At 38.4% G+C, this 20,112-nt stretch carries 17 protein-coding genes and 1 tRNA gene; 14 read left to right on the plus strand and 4 right to left on the minus strand.

The annotated features are described in order from the left end of the window. Nucleotides 1-29 precede the first annotated feature (29 nt). Genes U0R11_RS04030 through U0R11_RS04040 form a run of 3 tightly spaced genes read right to left on the minus strand, consistent with a single transcriptional unit; the run spans nt 30 to nt 3,384 of the window. The gene (locus tag U0R11_RS04030; RefSeq protein ID WP_406749922.1) at nt 30-1,082 is read right to left on the minus strand and encodes a sugar phosphate isomerase/epimerase family protein; all 1,053 of its coding nucleotides are present in this window, start codon (nt 1,080-1,082) and stop codon (nt 30-32) included. A 5-nt stretch (nt 1,083-1,087) separates the two neighbouring features. Continuing rightward, entirely contained in the window at nt 1,088-2,233 is a 1,146-nt protein-coding gene (locus U0R11_RS04035) for a Gfo/Idh/MocA family protein (RefSeq protein ID WP_166375277.1), read from the minus strand. 11 nt (nt 2,234-2,244) lie between these two features. Then, nucleotides 2,245-3,384 carry a Gfo/Idh/MocA family protein gene (locus U0R11_RS04040; protein WP_406750044.1) on the minus strand — a complete coding sequence of 380 codons (1,140 nt, stop codon included), beginning with the start codon at nt 3,382-3,384 and terminating at the stop codon, nt 2,245-2,247. A gap of 270 nt (nt 3,385-3,654) precedes the next feature. Here U0R11_RS04040 and U0R11_RS04045 point away from each other — a divergent pair, with 270 nt between their 5' ends. Both U0R11_RS04045 and U0R11_RS04050 read left to right on the plus strand, forming a co-directional pair. Next, nucleotides 3,655-4,866, plus strand: coding sequence for an MFS transporter (locus tag U0R11_RS04045; RefSeq protein ID WP_406749923.1), 1,212 nt, complete (start codon nt 3,655-3,657; stop codon nt 4,864-4,866). A gap of 106 nt (nt 4,867-4,972) precedes the next feature. After that, nucleotides 4,973-5,488 (plus strand): peptidylprolyl isomerase, encoded by a 516-nt coding sequence (locus U0R11_RS04050; RefSeq protein ID WP_406749924.1) that lies wholly within the window; start codon nt 4,973-4,975, stop codon nt 5,486-5,488. Here U0R11_RS04050 and U0R11_RS04055 read toward each other — a convergent pair. Continuing rightward, nucleotides 5,472-7,163: a sodium:solute symporter gene (locus U0R11_RS04055; protein ID WP_406749925.1), complete on the minus strand. Its 1,692-nt coding sequence runs from the start codon at nt 7,161-7,163 to the stop codon at nt 5,472-5,474. The genes U0R11_RS04050 and U0R11_RS04055 overlap by 17 nt on opposite strands. 303 nt (nt 7,164-7,466) lie before the next feature. On the opposite strand from U0R11_RS04055, the gene U0R11_RS04060 reads away from it, so the two are divergent. The 12 genes from U0R11_RS04060 (at nt 7,467) to U0R11_RS04115 (ending at nt 19,811) form a co-directional block, all read left to right on the plus strand. Further along, nucleotides 7,467-7,551: transfer RNA gene (locus U0R11_RS04060), tRNA-Leu, on the plus strand. A 67-nt stretch (nt 7,552-7,618) separates the two neighbouring features. Next, nucleotides 7,619-8,959 carry a trigger factor gene (locus U0R11_RS04065; protein WP_406749926.1) on the plus strand — a complete coding sequence of 447 codons (1,341 nt, stop codon included), beginning with the start codon at nt 7,619-7,621 and terminating at the stop codon, nt 8,957-8,959. A 141-nt stretch (nt 8,960-9,100) separates the two neighbouring features. After that, nucleotides 9,101-9,808, plus strand: a complete 708-nt coding sequence (locus tag U0R11_RS04070) for a ClpP family protease (RefSeq protein WP_166375272.1) — start codon at nt 9,101-9,103, stop codon at nt 9,806-9,808. A 2-nt stretch (nt 9,809-9,810) separates the two neighbouring features. Beyond that, entirely contained in the window at nt 9,811-11,064 is a 1,254-nt protein-coding gene (clpX, locus tag U0R11_RS04075; RefSeq protein WP_406749927.1) for an ATP-dependent Clp protease ATP-binding subunit ClpX, read from the plus strand. A gap of 7 nt (nt 11,065-11,071) precedes the next feature. Further along, nucleotides 11,072-11,596, plus strand: coding sequence for a hypothetical protein (locus tag U0R11_RS04080; protein ID WP_406749928.1), 525 nt, complete (start codon nt 11,072-11,074; stop codon nt 11,594-11,596). Between the two features lies 1 nt (nt 11,597). Continuing rightward, entirely contained in the window at nt 11,598-12,320 is a 723-nt protein-coding gene (locus tag U0R11_RS04085; RefSeq protein ID WP_406749929.1) for an alpha/beta fold hydrolase, read from the plus strand. Further along, nucleotides 12,313-12,999 (plus strand): (d)CMP kinase, encoded by a 687-nt coding sequence (cmk, locus tag U0R11_RS04090; protein WP_406749930.1) that lies wholly within the window; start codon nt 12,313-12,315, stop codon nt 12,997-12,999. Before U0R11_RS04085 ends, cmk begins: the two co-directional genes overlap by 8 nt. Then, nucleotides 12,986-14,026 (plus strand): NAD(P)/FAD-dependent oxidoreductase, encoded by a 1,041-nt coding sequence (locus U0R11_RS04095; protein ID WP_406749931.1) that lies wholly within the window; start codon nt 12,986-12,988, stop codon nt 14,024-14,026. The genes cmk and U0R11_RS04095 overlap by 14 nt, the downstream gene beginning before the upstream one ends. 48 nt (nt 14,027-14,074) lie before the next feature. After that, on the plus strand, nt 14,075-17,137 hold the full coding sequence (locus U0R11_RS04100) for a BamA/TamA family outer membrane protein (protein WP_406749933.1): 3,063 nt from the start codon (nt 14,075-14,077) through the stop codon (nt 17,135-17,137). A gap of 13 nt (nt 17,138-17,150) precedes the next feature. Then, nucleotides 17,151-18,407 carry a glutamate-5-semialdehyde dehydrogenase gene (locus U0R11_RS04105; protein ID WP_406749935.1) on the plus strand — a complete coding sequence of 419 codons (1,257 nt, stop codon included), beginning with the start codon at nt 17,151-17,153 and terminating at the stop codon, nt 18,405-18,407. Between the two features lie 319 nt (nt 18,408-18,726). Continuing rightward, nucleotides 18,727-19,344: a hypothetical protein gene (locus U0R11_RS04110; RefSeq protein ID WP_406749936.1), complete on the plus strand. Its 618-nt coding sequence runs from the start codon at nt 18,727-18,729 to the stop codon at nt 19,342-19,344. 32 nt (nt 19,345-19,376) lie between these two features. Continuing rightward, on the plus strand, nt 19,377-19,811 hold the full coding sequence (locus U0R11_RS04115; protein ID WP_406749938.1) for a nuclear transport factor 2 family protein: 435 nt from the start codon (nt 19,377-19,379) through the stop codon (nt 19,809-19,811). Nucleotides 19,812-20,112: the final 301 nt, after the last annotated feature.

Consider the following 20,112-nt stretch of genomic DNA (forward strand, 5'->3'; position numbering starts at 1 on the left):
AGCTGGTAAAAGCATGAATAGTTATATTCTTATAATCCTAATACACGCTTGTTGAATTCTTCATCAGCGCCGCCGCCAGCAAAATCATCAAATACCTTTTCTGTGGCTTTGATAATGTGGTTAGCAATGAATGGCGCACCCTCAGTAGCGCCTTGTACTGGATCTTTAATGCAGCATTCCCATTCTAAAACAGCCCAACCTTCATATCCATATTGGGTTAATTTAGAAAAGATACTTTTGAAATCCACTTGACCATCTCCTAATGAACGGAATCTACCTGCACGGTTTACCCATGATTGATATCCGCCATAAACACCTTGCTTACCTGTTGGGTTAAACTCAGCGTCTTTCACATGGAACATTTTGATTCGCTCATGATAGAAATCAATGTATTGCTTATAATCCAAAGCCTGTAATACAAAGTGAGATGGATCATATAATAAATTGGCACGTTTGTGTCCTTTTACAGCATCCAAGAACATTTCGTACGAAACTCCATCATGCAAGTCTTCACCTGGATGAATTTCATAGCAAAGGTCTACGCCGCACTCATCAAATTTATTCAAAATAGGTGTCCAACGACGAGCCAATTCGGCAAAACCTTGCTCAACTAATCCAGCAGGACGTTGTGGCCAAGGATATACCGTATGCCACATCAAGGCACCAGAAAAAGTAGCGTGTGCATTCAATCCTAAGTTTTCAGATGCCTTAGCTGCATACATCAATTGCTGAACAGCCCATTCTGTTCTAGCTTTTGGATTGCCTTTCACTGAGTCTGGTGCAAATCCATCAAACATGATGTCATATGCAGGATTTACCGCTACTAATTGGCCTTGTAAGTGAGTAGAAAGTTCGGTGATTTGCAAGCCTTTCGCAGCCAGCATACCTTTCAGTTCGTCACAATATGTTTTTGATTCTGCTGCTTTTTGTAAATCAATGCAGCGAGGATCCCAAGATGGAATTTGTACTCCTTTATATCCCAATCCTGCTGCCCAGGTAGTAATTCCGTCTAATGTATTAAATGGAGCCACATCACCCAAAAATTGGGCTAAAAAGATGGCAGGTCCTTTGATGGTTTGCATAGTTATTAAATTTTAACCCACGCTTGCTTGCGGGTACTTTCAAGAATTTTTTCACAAATTAATAATTCACGGTATCCGTCTGCAAAGGTTGGATAGCTAGGCTTCTCCGGTTGTTTTCCTTGTTCAATAGCCGCATAAACTTCCTTAAATAACTGTTTTGATGTATCTGGGAAACCTTCATTATGTCCTCCAGGGAAGGTCATAATCGCAGAGGCTTCAGGATATGCCAAAGATGGATCACGCATTAAAACTTGGTTCGCTTGATCTCTATTACCTAACCAAACTTCGTTAGGAGCTTCTGAATTCCAAGCAAAGGTTTTCTTAGAACCAGAAATCTCTAATTTCAATTGGTTTTTACGTCCAGCCGAAACTTGAGATACTGTAATCGATCCACGATTGCCATTGTCAAAACGTAATAATACATTGGCATGATCTTCCGTCGTAATGTTGACATCCGCATAATCTTCTGGTTGAAGCATTTTGCCAGAATAGGTTTCAATGGCTTTCAATGGCTTCTTACGTGTAGGGTGTACCGTATTAAAATCAGCCATCACTTCTACCGTTTTTAAGCCTGTGATGTATTCAATGATATCCATTAAGTGAGATCCAATATCGGCAATCGCACGAGAATCACCTGATTTATCTGGTTCCAAACGCCAATTGTAATCTGTTTCATAAAACAACCAATCTTGTAAATATGAACCAATGATCGAGTAAACCTCACCTAAATCACCTTTTTCACGCATGGTTTTCATTTGGCGTACCAAAGGATAATAACGTAAATTAAAGTGGACGGCATTCACTTTACCTGATTTGGCCGCTAATTCCACTAATTCTTCCGCTTCATGCAAGTCTTTCGCCAACGGTTTTTCACAAACCACATGCTTGCCAGCTAATAAGGCCGCTTTCGACTGAGAATAGTGTAGGAAGTTTGGTGTACAAATATGTACGCATTCGATGTCATCTTGTTTCATTAATTCATCGAAAGTATACCAACGAGGGATTCCCAATTGTTTCGCTTTTGCTTCAGCTAATTCAATAGTAACTTCACAAAGTGCAGCTACTTCTACATTCGGTAATCGTCTTAATGCCTCAATATGAGCAGGTCCAATAAAGCCTGTACCTACGATTCCAACTTTAATTTTTGTCATGTTGTTCTATATTAAATTTCAAATTTGGTCCACTTATTTGTATTATCCTTAGATGATCTAACCACATTTTCGATGAATGCCATTCCTTTAATTCCTTCATCGATTCCTGGGAAATCGTACATAGAATCTTGCTCTTTACCTTCCCAACGAGCGCGAAGGGCAAAAGCAAAATTACGGTAAATATTAGCAAAGGTTTCAACGTATCCTTCTGGATGTCCAGCTGGTTGACGCGTATGAGCTTGTGCTTGAGCAGAAAGGGTACCCACATTGGTACGAATAGTTCTACTACCTCCATCTCTCGACTTGATAATCAATGTATTGGGGTCCATTTGGTGCCAAACAATTCCAGCTTTTGAACCATAAACACGGATGTTTAAGTCGTTTTCTTCTCCATTACATATTTGACTGCAATGCAAAACGCCTCTAGCACCATTATTATAATGGATCAAAATGTTTCCATCATCATCCAATTGACGGCCATCTACAAAAATGGTTAAGTCGGCACATAATTCATCAATATGTAATCCAGTGATATATTCTGCTAAGTTTTCAGCATGAGTACCAATGTCACCAATGGCTCCAGCAGCGCCACAACGCGCCGGATCTGTTCTCCATGCTGCTTGTTTTTGGCCAGTAGCCTCTACTAGATCGATTAACCAACCTTGAGGATATTCCACAATGACTTTACGGATTTCTCCTAATTCACCAGAATCAACCAAATGCTTGGCTTCCTTAATCATCGGATATCCCGTGTAATTATGGGTCAAAGCGAAGATAAGTCCCGAAGCATCAATGATTTTCTTTAATTCCTTAGCCTCTGCTAGGTTTAACGTTGCAGGCTTATCACAAACGACGTGAAATCCATTTTCTAAAGCCATTTTGGCCGCTGGAAAATGCAGGTGGTTGGGTGTAACTATGGATACAAAATCCATCCGCTCACCTTCCGGCAAGGCCTTTTCCTGTAGAATCATTTCTTCGTATGATCCGTATACACGACTAGGTTCTAAATACAAGGCGGCGCCTGTTACCTTCGATTTTTCTGCACTTGAGCTGAATGCTCCGCAAACTAGTTCTATTTCACCATCTAATTGGGAACCACGGCGATGTACTGCCCCAATAAATGCTTCTAAACTACCACCAATCATCCCCATTCGGATTTTTCTGCCTTGACGGTTTTTAGCCTGTGTGGAAGATCCTCCCTGAATCATATCTTTATTGATTTAGATTTTTTTAAAAAATTGACTCTAAATATACTAATTTGAGCCAAAAGCGCTGTAGAATTAATGAAATATTAAAAATATTTTCAATTTAATAGGAAACTTTGAAAATCTTTTCGTTTTTTTGACATGATTTTTCTAATGTTAATTTTTAATTTTTCAAGAAAAAACGTTGTTTCACCCTTTAACTAAATCTAAACAACTATGAGTCAAACCATTAATGCAAATCGTCTGTTTTATGCTAGCTGTTTTGCGCTTATTACGACGGCCTTCTCTTTTAGCATTAGAGCAGGTATCCTAACGCAATTAGGAGCAGAATTAAACTTAGATACGGTCCAATTAGGCCATATCAATCAAATGTGGTTCTTAGGTTTCCCGATATCCATGATTCTTGGTGGGGTTTTTTATTCGGCCATTGGACCAAAATTGATCATGCAAATTGCCTTGATCGCACACACCATTGGTATTCTTTTAACTATTTATGCCACAGGTTATGATACTTTGTTGATTTCAACACTTTTGATTGGTTTAGGAAACGGTTGTACTGAAGCAGCTTGTAATCCGATGATTGCTGATTCTTATTCAGGATTGGATTTTAACAGTAAATTGAATCGTTTTCACATGTGGTTCCCAGGTGGTATCGTGATTGGTTCATTGATCTCTAAATTTATGACCGATGCGTCTATGCCTTGGCAAGCGCAAATTTGGGTTATTTTAATCCCTACAGCTATCTATGCCGTATTATTCTACGGTCAAGCTTTCCCTAAGCCTCGTGCTGGTGCAGAGAATGCTTTGGATAGTTTCAAGGCAATGTTAAATCCATTGTATTTATTTATGGCAGCTTGTATGGCTTTAACAGCTATTTCTGAATTTGGTCCTCAGCAATGGGTTGGTCCAATCTTAGCAAAAGCGGGTGCTAGTCCGATGTTGATCTTAGCTCTTGTAACTGGATTAATGGCGGTAGGTCGTTATTTTGCTGGTCCAATCATCCATAAATTAAACACTGTAGGTGTTCTTTTAGGTTCTGCCATCTTTGGTGTTATTGGTTTATACATGATGTCTACGATGGACGGTTCTATGTTATACGTAGCAGCTGTATTCTTTGCATTAGGTATTTGCTACTTCTGGCCAAACATGTTAGGCTATGTAAGTGAAACTATGCCTAAAACGGGTGCTCTGGGATTATCTATCTTGGGCGGTATCGGTATGTTCTCCTCTTCCATGTTCCAACCTATCATCGGAGCTTGGATTCAAGAAAACAAAGTGGCTGCTGAGGCGACAGGTTTAGCGGGTGATGCAGCCGATTTAGCTGCTGGACAAGCTACACTTTCTAATATGTTGATTTTCCCTGCCATCTTAATCGTAGCATTTATCGGATTATACTTCTTTGGAAAGAAAGTAAACCATTCTGCATAAATCAGATATTTGAATTAAATTAGGGGGCTTTTAGGCCCCCTTTTTTATGCGTATACTTATTTTACTAGTTACCTTTTGCCTTTTTTCTTGTCAAAGCAATTGGAATATGGACCCAGTTCACGTGAAGGAATCCTTGCAAAAAGGGGCAGATCAATGGACAGAAAATAAAGTACTTGTCACAACACGACTTGGGGATTTTGAAATGGAATTGGATGCTAGAACTCCTTTGCACCGACTGAATTTTATCCGTTTAGTTAAAATGGGTTATTTTGAAGACCGCTATTTTTATCGAATCGTTTATGTTACAGGAATTCAGGGAGGAGGAGAATACCGAGATCGATTGAATTACTTAGTTCCAGCGGAATACATCGATGCATTAAAACCTGTGCGAGGAAGCTTAGCCATGGCACGATATGACGAAGGAAACCCCGAACAAGCATCTTCCCCTAGCGAATTCTTTATCGTTACAGATACTGAACAAGCCGCTCGTTTTTACAAGAAATACGTGGTTTTTGGAAAAGTCACCAAAGGAATGGCTGTTGTTGATTCCATCTTTAACTCCAAATCCTATGACGAGAAACCCGTCATTCCTGTCAAATTTGATATTAAGGTTTTGCCTTAGTTAGTTGACCGATCCCTTGGAATATAAAAGCTAAAGAGACAACCATGACACAACCCAGCACGTTTAGCCATAAGAAAGCCATTAAGTCTATTTTCCAAGCATATATCACAAATGCCTCGGCAATAATGGCTGCCCAAAATACATGCGAACCTTGAGTTTTAGGTAAATAAAAAGCGCAAAGAAAGACACCTAAAATGGTGCCATAAAACCAAGACCCTAAAATATTTACTACTTCGATTAAGCTGCCCATATTGACTGAAAATTGGGCCACGACTAAGCAGAAAATACCCCAACCTAAAGTAACTAATTTGGAGGACCACCAATAATGTTCATTACTGGCATGTTGGTTGATGAATCTTTGGTAAATATCCACCATGACAGTGGAAGTCAAGGAGCCAAAAGCGGATGCCATAGAACCCATGGAAGCCAATAAGATCATGGCTATTAAAAAGCCAACCAAACCAATGGGCAAATGATCAACTATGAAACGGAGGAAGATATAATTGGTATCTTGACTTTCAGCTTTCAGGTTTTGAGATTTTAATAAGGTTACTGCTTTTTCTTTGACCTTAGCTTGCTGCTCATGCAAATCCATGATTTGAGATTTCAAAAAAGGAATTTTAGCTGTTTCTTCTTGTGAAATTGCTTGAATTAAGGCCGTTTCTGTCTGTTTTTTCTGATTGAAAATTTGTTTGTTTTCTTGATCTATGGCTTCATGCCCCTTGGCAGTACTCCAGCTCAGTTCGGTTGTTTTGTTGAAAAACAGCGGAGCCTGATTGAATTGGTAAAAAACAAAAACTAAAATTCCGACCAACAAGATGAAAAATTGCATCGGAATTTTAAGAAAACCATTCAATAATAAGCCCTTTTTACTCTCATTAGCCGTTTGTCCTGTTAAATAACGACCCACCTGGCTTTGGTCAGTACCAAAATAAGATAACTGTAAAAAGAATCCACCAATGATACCTGACCAAATGGTATAACGATTGTTGATATCAAATTTCCAATCGATTAAATTGATTTTCCCCATTTTCCCAGCAAGTTGCAAGGATTCCTTCATCCCTATTTCTTGAGGTAATGCCTGAATGATGTAAATGGCAGCAATGACCATGCCCGCTAATACTACGCCCATTTGTAATAATTGGGTATAGGAAATGGTTTTGGAACCTCCGAAAATACAATAGAAGGTTACCACGGCGGCAGTGACACAGTTGGTCCAGGTTAAATCCCAGCCTAATAAAGTAGATAAAATAATGGATGGCGCTGCAATCGTGACCCCAGTAGAAAGAGCCCGCGGAATCAGAAACAGAAAACTAGTTAAAATACGTGTTTTGGAATCAAATCGTTCTTCCAAAAATTGGTAAGCGGTAAATATCTTTAGTTGATAATATTGAGGAATAAAGGTGACGGAAAGTACTATCATGGCAATAGGTAAGCCCAAGTAAAATTGAACAAAACGCATCCCATCCGTATAGGCTTGTCCTGGTACCGATAAAAAAGTAATGGCAGATGCCTGAGTAGCCATGACCGACAAAAGAATGTGGTACCAAGGAAGTTCTCGATCAGCTAATAAAAAGCCTTTCAATGAGTGTTTAGCTTCTCTTCCTTTCCAACTTCCATAGAGCACAATTCCTCCAATGGTCAATAGTAAAACTATCCAGTCTAATAGATGCATGTTTATTGGAATATGGCGCTAAAAATCACAAAAAATAGAATGATGAATACCACGAATAGGCCCATGGATAGATACCAAACTTTCCAATTGGTGTGATGGTACGGAGTTTCTTTTTTCATGGTTGAATTGAATTGCTAAAAATAGCTTAGAAAAGCTTACAATAATCGCATTTAATCTTAAAAGCTGTTAAAATATGCGATTTCTTTTTTGATTATTGAGACGAAATATGGGGACCTAATATAAATTTTCCAAGTGTTTTGGAATACTTGATTTTGCTAATTACCTTTGCACCTCCAAATGCAAGCGGGCGTGGTGGAATTGGTAGACATACCAGACTTAGGATCTGGCGCCGCGAGGCATGGGGGTTCGAGTCCCTCCGCCCGTACCATAGGCAAGCCCTCAAGACCATAAGGTATTGGGGGCTTTTTTTAATTAAAAAATTTAAATACTTCTATATGAATATTTCGCTCAACCATTCAAATGATTTAGAAGGTCGTTTGACTGTTGTCGTTTCAGCTGCTGATTACCAAGAAAAAGTAGAAACTAAATTAAAAGATTACCGCAAAAAGGCGAGCATCAAGGGTTTTCGTCCGGGTATGGTACCTATGCCATTAATCAAGAAATTGGCAGGTCAATCCATTTTAGTGGAAGAAATCAATCATTTATTGGGTCACGCGGTTAGTGATTATATCAAAGAAAATAAATTAAACTTAGTTGGCGAGCCAATGCCTGCAGTTGAAGAAGCAGACTCGATCGACTGGGAAAAAGATACGGAATTTACCTTCCATTATGACTTAGGTTTTCATGGAGAGTTTTCAGTAGATTTAGATCAAATCAAAACGGTGAGCTCTTACGAAATCAAAGCCGATAAAAAAGAAATTGATGAAACGATCGAGAACTTGAAGAAGCAATTTGGAGAGCAGACTCATCCTGAGTCAGTAGAAGATCGTGATTTGGTTTTTGGAACTTTCACTCAAGGTGACTGGATAGAGAAATCAGCCATTCCTTTGCATTCCATCAACGACAAATCGAAAAAGATTTTCTTAGGTGCCAAGGTAGGAGATACGTTGAAATTTGCTATCGATAAAGTATTTATTGATGCTAAATCATTGGCATTAGCCACAGGCAAGAAGGAAGAGGAAGTAAGTGAGTTGACAGGTGAGGTTTCTTACGTCGTAGAAGATATCACTCGTTCGGTTCCAGCTAGCTTGGATCAAGCGTTTTTTGATAAAGTATTAGGTGCTGATAAAGCAACAGATGAAGCATCTTTCCGCGAGCAATTGGTTGAAATTGTGCAAGATAACTACAAGCGTGAAGCCAATTATTTGTTGCGTATCGATGCCGAAAAAGCCTTGTTAGATCAAGTTAAAATTGACTTACCAGAAGCATTTTTGCGTAATTGGTTAGTACGGATCAACGAAGGAAAATTCACTCCAGAGCAAATTGATCAAGATTTTGATAATGTGAAAAAGGATATCCGTTGGAACTTAATCAAAAATGAAATTGCTGAGAAATTTGAAGTAAAAGTGGAATATGCTGAGGTAGTAGAAAAAGCGAAAGACATGGTTCGTCAACAATTTGGCGGTTATTTGTCGGCTGATCAACCAGGCATCGAAGAAATGATTGAGAAAATAGCCATGGGTTATTTGAGCGATAAATCGAAGTCTGACAATTTCATGAATTTATACAATCAAGCTTTTGCAGATAAAGTATCTTCGGTCATTGTCGAAAAAATTCCACATAAGGTTTCTAAAATCGATGTGGATAAATTCAAAGAAATCGCTGCAGCTATTTAGTACAGGATATTTGTTGGAATTTTCAAAACCCCGTTTTTACGGGGTTTTGTGTGAACTAAGCATTTCTAAATTTGGTTTACCAGCTAATTGCTCGCAATTAATCCGACATTTATTTTAATTTTGAATCTTAAACTAAAAATTATGTATCCCAAGGAATTATCAGGAGACGAGTTTCGCAAATATGCGGTACACCATAAAGGCTTAAACGGTTTAGCGGTTGACCAATACATGAATCAAATGGGAAGCCAAGTGAATCATCGTATTGATGACATGACCCAATACATCATAGAGGAGCGTCCGATGCGTTTTGCTCAGATCGACGTGTTTTCACGATTGATTATGGATCGCATTATTTTCATGGGTGTGCCTGTGGATGATTATATGGCCAACATCATTGTGGCACAATTATTATTTATGGAATCCACGGATGCCAAAAAGGACATCGTGATGTATATCAATAGTCCAGGAGGATCCGTGTATGCAGGTTTGGGTATTTATGATACCATGAATTACATCCGTCCAGAAGTAGCGACTGTATGTACTTCATTAGCGGCCTCCATGGGTGCTGTATTATTAGCCGGAGGTGCTGCAGGAAAACGTTCAGCTTTAGAGCATGCACGTGTGATGATACACCAACCTTCTGGTGGAGCTCAAGGTCAAAGCCGTGATATCGAAATCACAGCTCGTGAAATCGTTAAAATTCGTCAAGAATTATACGATATCTTGGCCAAGCATTCAGGTAAGTCTTTTGAAGAAATTGAGCGTGATTCCGATCGTGATTATTGGATGAAAGCAGCAGAGGCGAAGGAGTATGGTTTGATTGATGAAATTTTAACCCGTAATGTGTAAGGATGGCAAATCCCAAAAAGAATCAAATTAATTGCTCATTTTGTGGCCGTAATAAATCGGAAGTCGGAATTTTATTGTCCGGTATCGATGGCCACATTTGTGATCAATGTTTGCAACAAGGCTACGAGGTCATTAAAGAAGAATTAGGGGCTCCTGTAGTCAATAAAAAGAATTCGAAACAACAATTTGAATTAGTTAAACCTAAGGATTTAAAGGAACATTTAGACCTTTATGTCATCGGTCAGGAAGAAGCTAAAAAACATCTTTCGGTAGCGGTGTATAATCATTACAAACGCTTGATGCAGCCTAACCATGATCAGGATGTGAAAATTGAGAAATCAAACATCCTAATGGTCGGAGAAACGGGTACTGGCAAAACCTATTTGGCACGTACCTTGGCACAAAAACTTCAAGTTCCTTTCTGTATAGCAGATGCTACCGTAATTACGGAAGCAGGATATGTAGGGGAAGATGTAGAAACCATTTTGACTCGCCTTTTGCAAGCGGCTAATTACGATGTGGCTAAAGCAGAATGCGGCATTGTTTTCATTGATGAGATCGACAAGATTGCCCGCAAATCAGATAATCCATCCATCACACGTGATGTATCAGGTGAGGGGGTTCAGCAAGCATTGTTGAAATTATTAGAAGGCTCCATCGTGAATGTTCCACCACAGGGAGGAAGAAAACATCCCGATCAAAAAATGATTGCCGTGAATACCGAGAATATCCTATTCATTTGTGGCGGTGCTTTTGATGGAATAGGTCGACATATTTCAAAGCGTTTAAATGCGCGTCCCATTGGATTTTCTGGAGATGACACTTTCCATGATTCCTTTGAAAAGGATCAAATCATGAAATATGTGACAGCTCAAGATTTAAAATCATTTGGCTTAATTCCTGAATTGTTAGGTCGTCTTCCAGTGATTACCTACCTTAATCCATTGGATCAAGTAGCATTGTTAGCCATTTTGACTAAGCCTAAAAATGCGCTTGTCAAGCAGTATGAAAAATTGTTTGACATGGAAGGGGTGCAGTTGACTTTTACGGAAGACGCTTTGACCTACATGGTAGAACAAGCCATGCAATATAAATTGGGTGCGCGTGGTTTGAGATCCATCATGGAAGCCATCATGACCGATGCCATGTTTGATATTCCTTCTCAAACAAACATTTCAAATTTTGAAGTGGACTTAGCTTATGCTAAATTGAAATTCGAAAAAACAGTATTCCATCAAATGAAAGTTGTAGCCTAATTTACTTATGAAAAACAATCTAATCGTTCTCGCATTAACGTTATTCATTGCTTCTTGTTCACATCAAGGAGCGTATTTTGCTGTTTACAAGCAAGCTCAGCCTGTCACCAAGGCCATTGTTAGCCCAGTGAAAGAAGAAGAACCCAAGCTATTGGTTAGTCAGTCCAATCAACTTGTTGAAGAAATTACTCCTGAAGTACCTAATTCGCCCGAAGAAGCGAAGCTAGTTTCGGAATTGAATTCTTTACATCAGGAAGTGAAATCCATGAAACACATGGAGAAAAAGGAGTTGATTCATCATAAAAAAGCATTCAAAGCTCAGCTGAAAGCTCAAATCAAGGAGTATAAAGCACAAGCTAAGAAACAAAAACAAGCTGCCGGTCCTTCATCTTGGGATTCCAAAGTGAAAATTGGAGTTATTTTATTGATTATCGGTATCATTCTTTCCATTTTTGGATTGGGAGCCATTGGAGCGGTTTCTGCTTTCATCGGTTTGATATTTGTACTCTTAGGTCTTTTGCATTCGTTTTAATATGAAAGAAATCATCGTCTGTTTACACGGATTTGGTGAAGATCACCGTGTTTGGGATGATTTCATACCCGCGTATACGTGGCCATTTCCTGTTATTTCACCTGATTATGCAGGCTGGAAGGATTGTCAAAATATGTCGGAATATGCTCAAAAAATTGCCTTAGACCTACCCAAGGATCAAGCTTGGCATCTTATTGGGCACTCGATGGGTGGTTATGTTGCCTTGGCCTTAGCTAAAGATTTTCCGCAACATGTAAAATCCGTGGTGATGTTGAATTCGACCGCCATGCCTGACTCAGAAGAGAAAAAAATAAATCGTAATAAAACCATCGAGTTTTTGCAAAAATTGGGAACAAGAGCCTTCATTGGGCCTTTTGTTCCCAATTTGTTTTCACAGGACTACGCACAACAAAATCCTGAACTTATTAAAAGCTTAGTAATTCGATACCAAGAATTGCCCGCTTCAGGTTTGGTGGCAGCATCGCTTGCCATGCGTGACCGAGCAGCAGGATTGGACTTATTGGCATCAACAACCATCCCTTTTTTATTTATTCATGGGAAAATGGATACAATAGTCCCTTTGGAAGATGTGGAAAAAGCGGTGTCCATGTCTTCTCTTCATCAAGTAAATTCCATACCCTATGTTGGACACCAAGCCGCATATGAAGCCCCTAATGAAGTATATTGGGCTATTAATTCGTTTTTAAACTCTGTTCATGTCTAAAATCATTATTGCCCTTGATGGCTTTTCTTCTTGTGGAAAAAGTACTACTGCCAAGCGTGTGGCAGCACAATTGCATTATGCCTTTGTTGACACCGGTGCAATGTATCGCGCAGTAGCACTCTATTTTCATCGCAATCAAGTGGATTGTGAAAATTTGGAAGCCGTTGAAAACGCCTTGGATGAGGTGCATATTACTTTTGAATTTAATCCAGAAAGACAAGCTTCGGATACTTTTTTGAATGGTGAAAATGTAGAGAATGAAATCCGAAAAATGTACATTTCTGATATTGTGAGTCAAGTAAGTGCTATTCCTACGGTGCGTCATGCCATGGTTGCGCAGCAGCAAAAAATGGGGAAGAAGAAAGGCGTAGTCATGGACGGAAGAGACGTAGGTACCGTGGTATTTCCTGATGCAGAAGTGAAAATTTTCATGACAGCTGACCCCAAGATTAGGGCGCAAAGAAGAAAATTAGAATTAATGCAGAAAGGAGAGGATTTGCCCATAGAGCAAATTGTGGAGAATTTGAAAATTCGGGATGAAATTGATTCCAATCGAAGCGAAGGACCACTTAAACGTGCCGACGATGCCATTGATTTAGATACTTCTTATAAATCCATGGATGAACAAGTTGCTTTTGTTTTAGAACAAGTTCGACGAGTTCAACATGCCAATAAATAAGCATTCACTTCCTGTATTAATCGTAGGACAAGGTTTGGCAGGAACCATTTTGGCCCATACCTTGGACCAAGCTAATATGGCTTTTAATATGGTCGATGCCCCCAAAACCTATTTCACCTCTTCTTATGCGGCAGGAGGGATTTTCAATCCAGTTACTGGGCGAAAATTAGAGAAATCTTGGTTAGTGGATGAGCTATTTAGCTACCTTTTTCCATTTTACAGGACTTTAGAAAAAGCTCTAGACATTTCATTTTTTCATCCCATGCCCTTGTTTAGGCCTTTTGCTAATGAAGAGATGAAAGGATGGCTGTTAGATAGAAAAGAGGCTATTCACAATGAATACCTTCGCTGGGAGGAAGAAGGAGTTTGGATAGAAAATGCAGGTTGGTTAGATGTGGAATGCTTGCTGAAGTGCTCCAAACAGTATTTTCAGTCTAAAAATTTAATCAAGGAAATAGCCATTAACCCAAGCATCGATTTAACTATTTCCGTAGATGAGGTTCATTTTCAGGGTCAAGCTTACGCTTGTGTCGTTTTTTGTGAAGGTTTTCATGCTCAGAAACATAATCCATTTTTTGGACATTTGAATTTTTTGCCTGCCAAGGGAGAGTTGATGAAAATTAAATCAGTAGAACCTTCTCAAGAATATATTCTAAATAAAAATGGATTTCTGCTTCCTTTAGGAAATGACGGATTTAAAGTAGGTGCTACTTACCGTTGGGATGATTTTTCAAATCAGCCTAGTTTATCAGCTACCTTGGATTTGAGGAATAAGCTAACATCATTGGGTGTAAATTCTTATGAAGAAGTAGAAATGTCTACGGGTGTCAGACCAGCCACCCAAGATCGTAGGCCTTTGGTGGGTTTTCATCCCCAATTACCTTTGGCTATATTTAATGGATTTGGTTCCAAAGGAGTTTCATTGAGCCCTTATTTTGCCCAGCAATGGCTAGCGGAATGGAAAGGTGAGGGGCAGATAAATTCCGAAGCATCAATTCGTCGATTTTACCATTTATTTTCCACATAAATCATTAAATTTGGTTTTATTGAAATTGCCTATAAATCTGAAAACAGGATGAAAAGATTTTTGCTTTTGTTTTTGCTGCTTTTTTCCTTCATGCTATCCGGGCAAGACTTCTATCCAAGTCAAAAGAAATTCGATAAAACCCGAATACAGTATCAAAAATTTGTTTGGAAGTTTTTTACCAGCCAAAACTTTGAGGTGTATTATTTCGGTAAGAATGAAGCTTTAGCTCGTAATACCATTCAAATTTTAGAATCTGAGTTTCCCCGAATCACGGATATTTTGGGCTACAGTCCATTCAACAAAATCAAACTATTTGTTTATCCCTCCCATCAAGATTGGATACAATCCAATACTGGAATTAGTTTAGATAATGCAGAAGAAGCTAAGGCTGAAAATTATGCCAAATTCAAAGTTGAAATAGCCTTTCAAAATAATACCTCAGAATATAAAAAGGAGTTGATCAGAGAGGTTACTAAAGTGTATGTGAATGATATGCTTTTTGGCGGGAGTATCAAAGATGCACTTCAAAATTCATTATTACTTTCCGTTCCAGAATGGTTCTCTGAAGGAATTGCAGCTTACGTTGCCGAGGGCGATTCTCCAGAAATGAACCAATTTATGTACCAAGTGGTGGTCAATAACCGAGTGCGGAAACCTAATTTGGCACAAGGGAAGGAATCCATTTGGTTGGGGCATTCTATTTGGGCCTACTTGGTTAAAACCTATGGCAAGCAGCCAGTTAGCAATATTTTGAATTTGACTCGTATTATTCGGAATGAGCAATCCAGTATATCCAGTACCATCAAAAAGCCTTTTAGTAAGTTTTTACGCGAATGGTTTGAGTATTACATGAATCAATCAAAACAGGAAGAGGTCAATACCGTTGCCTTAAATGGATTGAAAAATTTGACTTCTGTAGATATGCTGAACGATCAACTACTTGGTGATTTTAAAGTAAGTCCGGATGGAAAATGGCTAGCCTATGTAATGGGTGAATCAGGAAAATTTCAGGTGAATTTGATGAATTTAGGTAATCAAAAATCACAAAGTATTTTTCAGACAGGTTTAAAAGATTCAGAACGAATTTCTTCGAACCGTGGTCCTCTGCTGTCCTGGGGGAAGTCAAATGTATTATCCATTCTTTATAGTGCGGAGGGAAATTCCTATTTACAAACCTATTCTGCCTTGAATGCGAATAAGTTCAACCTTCGAGTGGAAAGCAAAAAGAAGTTATTGGATTTAAATTGCCTAGATTTTGAGATGGCTTCAAATGGTCAGCGGATGTTGGTTAGGGCATTAAAAAATGGACAAGTTGATGTGGGGATTTATGATTTGAGACGAAATCGATACACCGCTGTGACACAGGATGCCCATGATGAAATAGAAGCGCATTGGTGGAATAATGGGAATGATGTAGCCTATATCACGGAGAAATACGTGGATTCAACTTGGAAAGCTAACATTTCGAAGGATGGTATTTATTCTTTGTACCATTGGAAGGCAGATGATCCATCCAATCCGAACCGCATCTTTGCACATCGAGGATATATTCACAATATTAGACAAGTCTCAGATACTGTTTGGAACTTTTTAAGCGAAGAAACATCCGGGACAAATTTGATTAGTTTGCGCTGGGCTGATACTACTTTTTATCAAAATGGCGCACGTTCAGGTCCATGGAGATCGGCTGAATGGACCAAAGACCAATTAGTAGTTCGGCAAAATGAAATGCTAACTCAAATGATTAGTACCTATCCGCTTAGCTCATTAGCCAGTGCGGGACAAAGCCGGTGGTATCCCCAAGTGAATGAAATTTCTTCGGTAGACCCAGCTACCTTAGCTACGAAAGATAGTCTTGAGAAACCATTGCTTCGTCGGGCAGATCAACGCAGAGCTAGGATAGAATTGAGGCAACAAAGTCAACGATTACGAAAAGATCCAGGTAAATTAATGGGTCCAGTGGATTATCAAAATTCATTTGTGGTCAACAAATCAGAGGGGAATTTCATGGTGGATCCTATCCGAGGTTTGGGGTATTCTTTTGAAGTGAAGATGAATGATCTCTTGGAGAACCATTTAGTTCGGACAGGTATATTTGTGACTTCTAATTTACGAAATGCTGACTTATGGGCTGAATACGGCTATTTGGCGAATAAAGTAGATTGGTTTGTCCGTTTCGACAGAAAGGTTTTGGATCAAGAAAATGAGAATTTTTCTCAAAAAGTTCGATACAACCGCATCGAAGTAAAAGGTGTTTATCCATTTAATTTATTAAGTAAATTAAGTCTTTCCGGATCTTTTAGTTCTAATCGAGCCATTGATCAGTACAGTCTAGCCACACCTGAAAACTTGGCCACCTATGCGGGTGCCAAATTGGAATATACTTTTGATAATACGGTGCATCTGGGCGAAAACCAACGTACAGGTTTCAGGATGAATCTTTCTGCGGAATACCAAACAGGTTTAGCTTTAGCTCAAAATTTCAGTCGTATCCGTTTGGATATGCGTCGTTACTTGAAGCTTTCCAATAGTTTCTTATTGGCGGCTCGTTTATCAGCTTCCAATGCCCTTGGTTCAGCCGCCCCTCAAACCATGTTAGGTGGGGTGGACAATTGGTTGTTTATTCAGCGCGAAGGAAGAAATAAAGAGAATCCAATGGGGACTGGAGGTATAGCACAGCGGGATGTATTCATGAGTGATGTGGCTAGTCCTTTGCGTGGTTTTAATGTCAATAAATTGTCGGGTCAAAGTCATATTTTATTGAATTTAGAATTACGTGTTCCTTTGAAATCTTTGATGGGGCCCGATTTTTCCAAATCTAGGTTCATGAACTCTTTTCAATTTGCGGGCTTTACCGATATAGGAAGTGCTTGGACGGGATCAAATCCATTTGCCAGAACCAATGGATTCAATACCAATACCTACGGAGGAAATACCAACCCATTTTTAGCGACAGTTACGGATTTCAGGAATCCATTCTTGGTTGGATATGGTTTGGGAGCTAGAGCATACTTATTAGGCTATTTCATCAAATTGGATTATGCCTTTGGTATGGATAATAAAGAAATTAAAGCACCAGTAACCTATTTGTCATTCGGTTACGATTTTTAGCCTACATTAATTCATGGAAAATACTAGTGAACTTTTGGCTTCTTTAGCTGCTACCCGACATGCCGCCATCTCGCTGGCCATGGCAAGTAGTGAACAGAAAAATGCCATTTTATCTGATTTGGCATTATTGTTGGAAGAAAATAAATTGGGAGTTATTCAAGCGAATGCCCAAGATTTAGCTCATTATGATGCTAATAATCCCATGCGCGATCGTTTGTTGTTGACAGAAGAGCGCGTCCAGTCCTTGGCTGATAGTTTACGTGATATCATGTTGTTGCCTGATCCTTCTGGACAGGTTATTTTGGAAAAAGAGTTAAAGAACGGTTTACATTTACGGAAGCTGGCCGTGCCTTTGGGTGTGGTGGGAGTTATTTATGAATCTAGGCCCAATGTGACCATTGATGTAGCGGCTTTATGTATTCGCTCAGGAAATGCTGCCGTATTGCGAGGAGGAACGGATGCTTGGAATAGTAATTCTTTTTTGGTTTCCTTGATTCACCAAGCCTTGGAAAAAAATGGGTTTTCGAAGGATTTAGTACGCTTATTGCCTACGGATCGTGCTCATGTGAGTACCTTATTGACCGCAACTAAGTACATTGATGTCATCATACCACGTGGCTCTGATGCTTTAATTCAGCGTGTGCGTAGAGAATCGTTGGTTCCAACGATTGAGACAGGTGCGGGAGTTTGCCATACTTATGTGGCCGAGACAGCAGATTTGGCTAAAGCGGTACCGATAGTGGTTAATGCCAAGGTAACCCGACCATCCGTTTGTAATTCATTGGATACCATTGTCATACATGCGAGTAAATTATCTCGTTTTTTGAGTTTGATTCAGGATGATTTTATTCAATACCATGTCAAGATTCATGCCGATCCTCGTTCTTATGCCTTGTTAAAGGCACAGGCATATCCTTTTTTATTCGAAGCTAGCGAGGAAGATTTCGGTCGTGAGTTTTTAGATTTTGCTTGTTCCATTAAAGTAGTGGATAGCACCGAAGAGGCTATTTTACATATATCCAATTATTCTTCTCGTCATTCGGAAGCTATTATTTCAGAAGATGCAGCAGAGGCCAATTATTTTTTACAGGCCATTGATGCGGCAGCTGTTTATTGGAATGCATCCACCCGATTTACCGATGGGAGTGTATTTGAATTAGGGGCAGAGATTGGTATTTCAACACAGAAATTGCATGCAAGAGGTCCTTTTGCCTTGGAGAAATTAGTGACCGAAAAGTGGGTATTGGTAGGGAATGGGCAGGTGAGGTAGAAGCTTGAAAGTGTCAATTAATTAATTTTTAATTCTATAAAGTTTAGACTACTTTAATTTAGATATAAATGGTAATTCTTCGAAAATACATTCCACTTTTAAACTTCAAGGAAATACGAAATTTGATTTTGGATAATAATCTAACTTCAAGTCATATTATTAGGCTTAGTTATCAAAATTTCGACAATTTGATTATTGAATATAGAGACACATATAACGAAAGTTTTGATCAACCAATCAACATATTAGAAGTAAAGATTTTAGAAGATAAAAATTTACCTTTAAACATATTGTTAGTTGAATTTAATGAATAGCAATAATGGATTTTAGCCAAAATCAAAAGGAGAAAAAAACTATTTATTCACCTCCATACGACAGTCCAATTGAAGATGAACTAATTTGGCATTTAACGAAATATATTAATCCTGTTATAGAAGTAGTACCTCAATTTGAAATAGTTACAACTAGAGCTAATTATCGATTAGATTTTGCATTGGAGATAGAAGGAAAACTTATTGGTATTGAGTGCGATGGAAAAGATTATCATAATTTAAGAAGAGATATTTGGCGAGATGTAGAAATAATAAATAATAGTCAAATTGAAGAAATCTTTAGATTTCGTGGATGTGATATTTATTACCATATCAATGAATGTTTATATGTATTGGGTTGGCTACATAAGGGACTTTTTGATAACAGAGGATTTGATAACTTGAAAAGATTAGTTGAAGGAGAAGTATTTCAGGATTCTTTTTTAGAAGAGATTTATGGGTTGACTTATATAGATTTAGATTTTAAAGGATTTAATGGAGAATTTAATTTAATCAAGGTAGTTAAGTCGAGTAGAAAATTCAGTCAATTTAATTACTATTCAAATGTTTTATTAGACAACCCTTTATCTTCAATTGATTTCATATTTGAAAAATATAATACTTAAATTTCTCATTAAAAGAATTTTAGAATACCTCTATGAAAAGTTTACTTTTAGTATCTATTTGTCTCCTATTTTTTGTGTCATGCCAAAGTGCTTCACCTAGCATGGAGGAAAAGAATAAGGAGCTGATTAATCAATATTTTACTTTGTTTAATCAGCATGATTGGAAAGCATTATCGGAAATGTATGCCGACTCTGCCGAGTTTAAAGATCCAACATCGGGGATGAAGGTGATTAAAAAGTCGAAAGCCCAATTTGTGGAAGAATATTCGGGCTTACAACAGCAGTTTCCTAATGTCCATGATCAGGTGGTGAATGTCTACCCCTCAGGGGATAAGCACGTGACCGTGGAGTTTGTTTCTACAGGTACAGGAGCCGATCAAAAGAAATTTGAATTACCTATAGCTGTTATTTTCCGCATTGAAAATGGGAAGATTGATCAGGATTTTACGTATTATGATAATTTTTAATTTATTCGATTTCCTTAGTAAAGTAATAAAATACGAGTGTCATGAAATAGGTAAAAAGGCCACTAATTACTCCTAATAGAATCGAATTGGTAATATTCCATTTGAATATTATTAAAGGCACATAGGAAGTTATGTAAAAGCTTATTCCTATCAACATACTTGCCACAGCAGATAGTTTTTTGGGAGTAATTTCCTTGTTACAATTGGGGCATTCCCATTTTATTACCTTATGAATGAATAATAAATACTTTAAATTTTGAGGCTTTTGACAATGTGGACAGTTGAATTTGCTTTTCATTTC

The organism is Aquirufa salirivi (genome assembly GCF_045310485.1).
In the GTDB taxonomy this organism is placed as follows: Bacteria; Bacteroidota; Bacteroidia; order Cytophagales; family Spirosomataceae; genus Aquirufa; species Aquirufa salirivi.

Coding starts and splice junctions, on each gene's coding strand:
- U0R11_RS04030 (WP_406749922.1), bottom strand. CDS start 1,082: ATGCAAACCATCAAAGGACCTGCCATCTTTTTAGCCCAATTTTTGGGT.
- U0R11_RS04035 (WP_166375277.1), bottom strand. CDS start 2,233: ATGACAAAAATTAAAGTTGGAATCGTAGGTACAGGCTTTATTGGACCT.
- U0R11_RS04040 (WP_406750044.1), bottom strand. CDS start 3,384: ATGGGGATGATTGGTGGTAGTTTAGAAGCATTTATTGGGGCAGTACAT.
- U0R11_RS04045 (WP_406749923.1), top strand. CDS start 3,655: ATGAGTCAAACCATTAATGCAAATCGTCTGTTTTATGCTAGCTGTTTT.
- U0R11_RS04050 (WP_406749924.1), top strand. CDS start 4,973: ATGGACCCAGTTCACGTGAAGGAATCCTTGCAAAAAGGGGCAGATCAA.
- U0R11_RS04055 (WP_406749925.1), bottom strand. CDS start 7,163: ATGCATCTATTAGACTGGATAGTTTTACTATTGACCATTGGAGGAATT.
- U0R11_RS04065 (WP_406749926.1), top strand. CDS start 7,619: ATGAATATTTCGCTCAACCATTCAAATGATTTAGAAGGTCGTTTGACT.
- U0R11_RS04070 (WP_166375272.1), top strand. CDS start 9,101: ATGTATCCCAAGGAATTATCAGGAGACGAGTTTCGCAAATATGCGGTA.
- clpX (WP_406749927.1), top strand. CDS start 9,811: ATGGCAAATCCCAAAAAGAATCAAATTAATTGCTCATTTTGTGGCCGT.
- U0R11_RS04080 (WP_406749928.1), top strand. CDS start 11,072: ATGAAAAACAATCTAATCGTTCTCGCATTAACGTTATTCATTGCTTCT.
- U0R11_RS04085 (WP_406749929.1), top strand. CDS start 11,598: ATGAAAGAAATCATCGTCTGTTTACACGGATTTGGTGAAGATCACCGT.
- cmk (WP_406749930.1), top strand. CDS start 12,313: ATGTCTAAAATCATTATTGCCCTTGATGGCTTTTCTTCTTGTGGAAAA.
- U0R11_RS04095 (WP_406749931.1), top strand. CDS start 12,986: ATGCCAATAAATAAGCATTCACTTCCTGTATTAATCGTAGGACAAGGT.
- U0R11_RS04100 (WP_406749933.1), top strand. CDS start 14,075: ATGAAAAGATTTTTGCTTTTGTTTTTGCTGCTTTTTTCCTTCATGCTA.
- U0R11_RS04105 (WP_406749935.1), top strand. CDS start 17,151: ATGGAAAATACTAGTGAACTTTTGGCTTCTTTAGCTGCTACCCGACAT.
- U0R11_RS04110 (WP_406749936.1), top strand. CDS start 18,727: ATGGATTTTAGCCAAAATCAAAAGGAGAAAAAAACTATTTATTCACCT.
- U0R11_RS04115 (WP_406749938.1), top strand. CDS start 19,377: ATGAAAAGTTTACTTTTAGTATCTATTTGTCTCCTATTTTTTGTGTCA.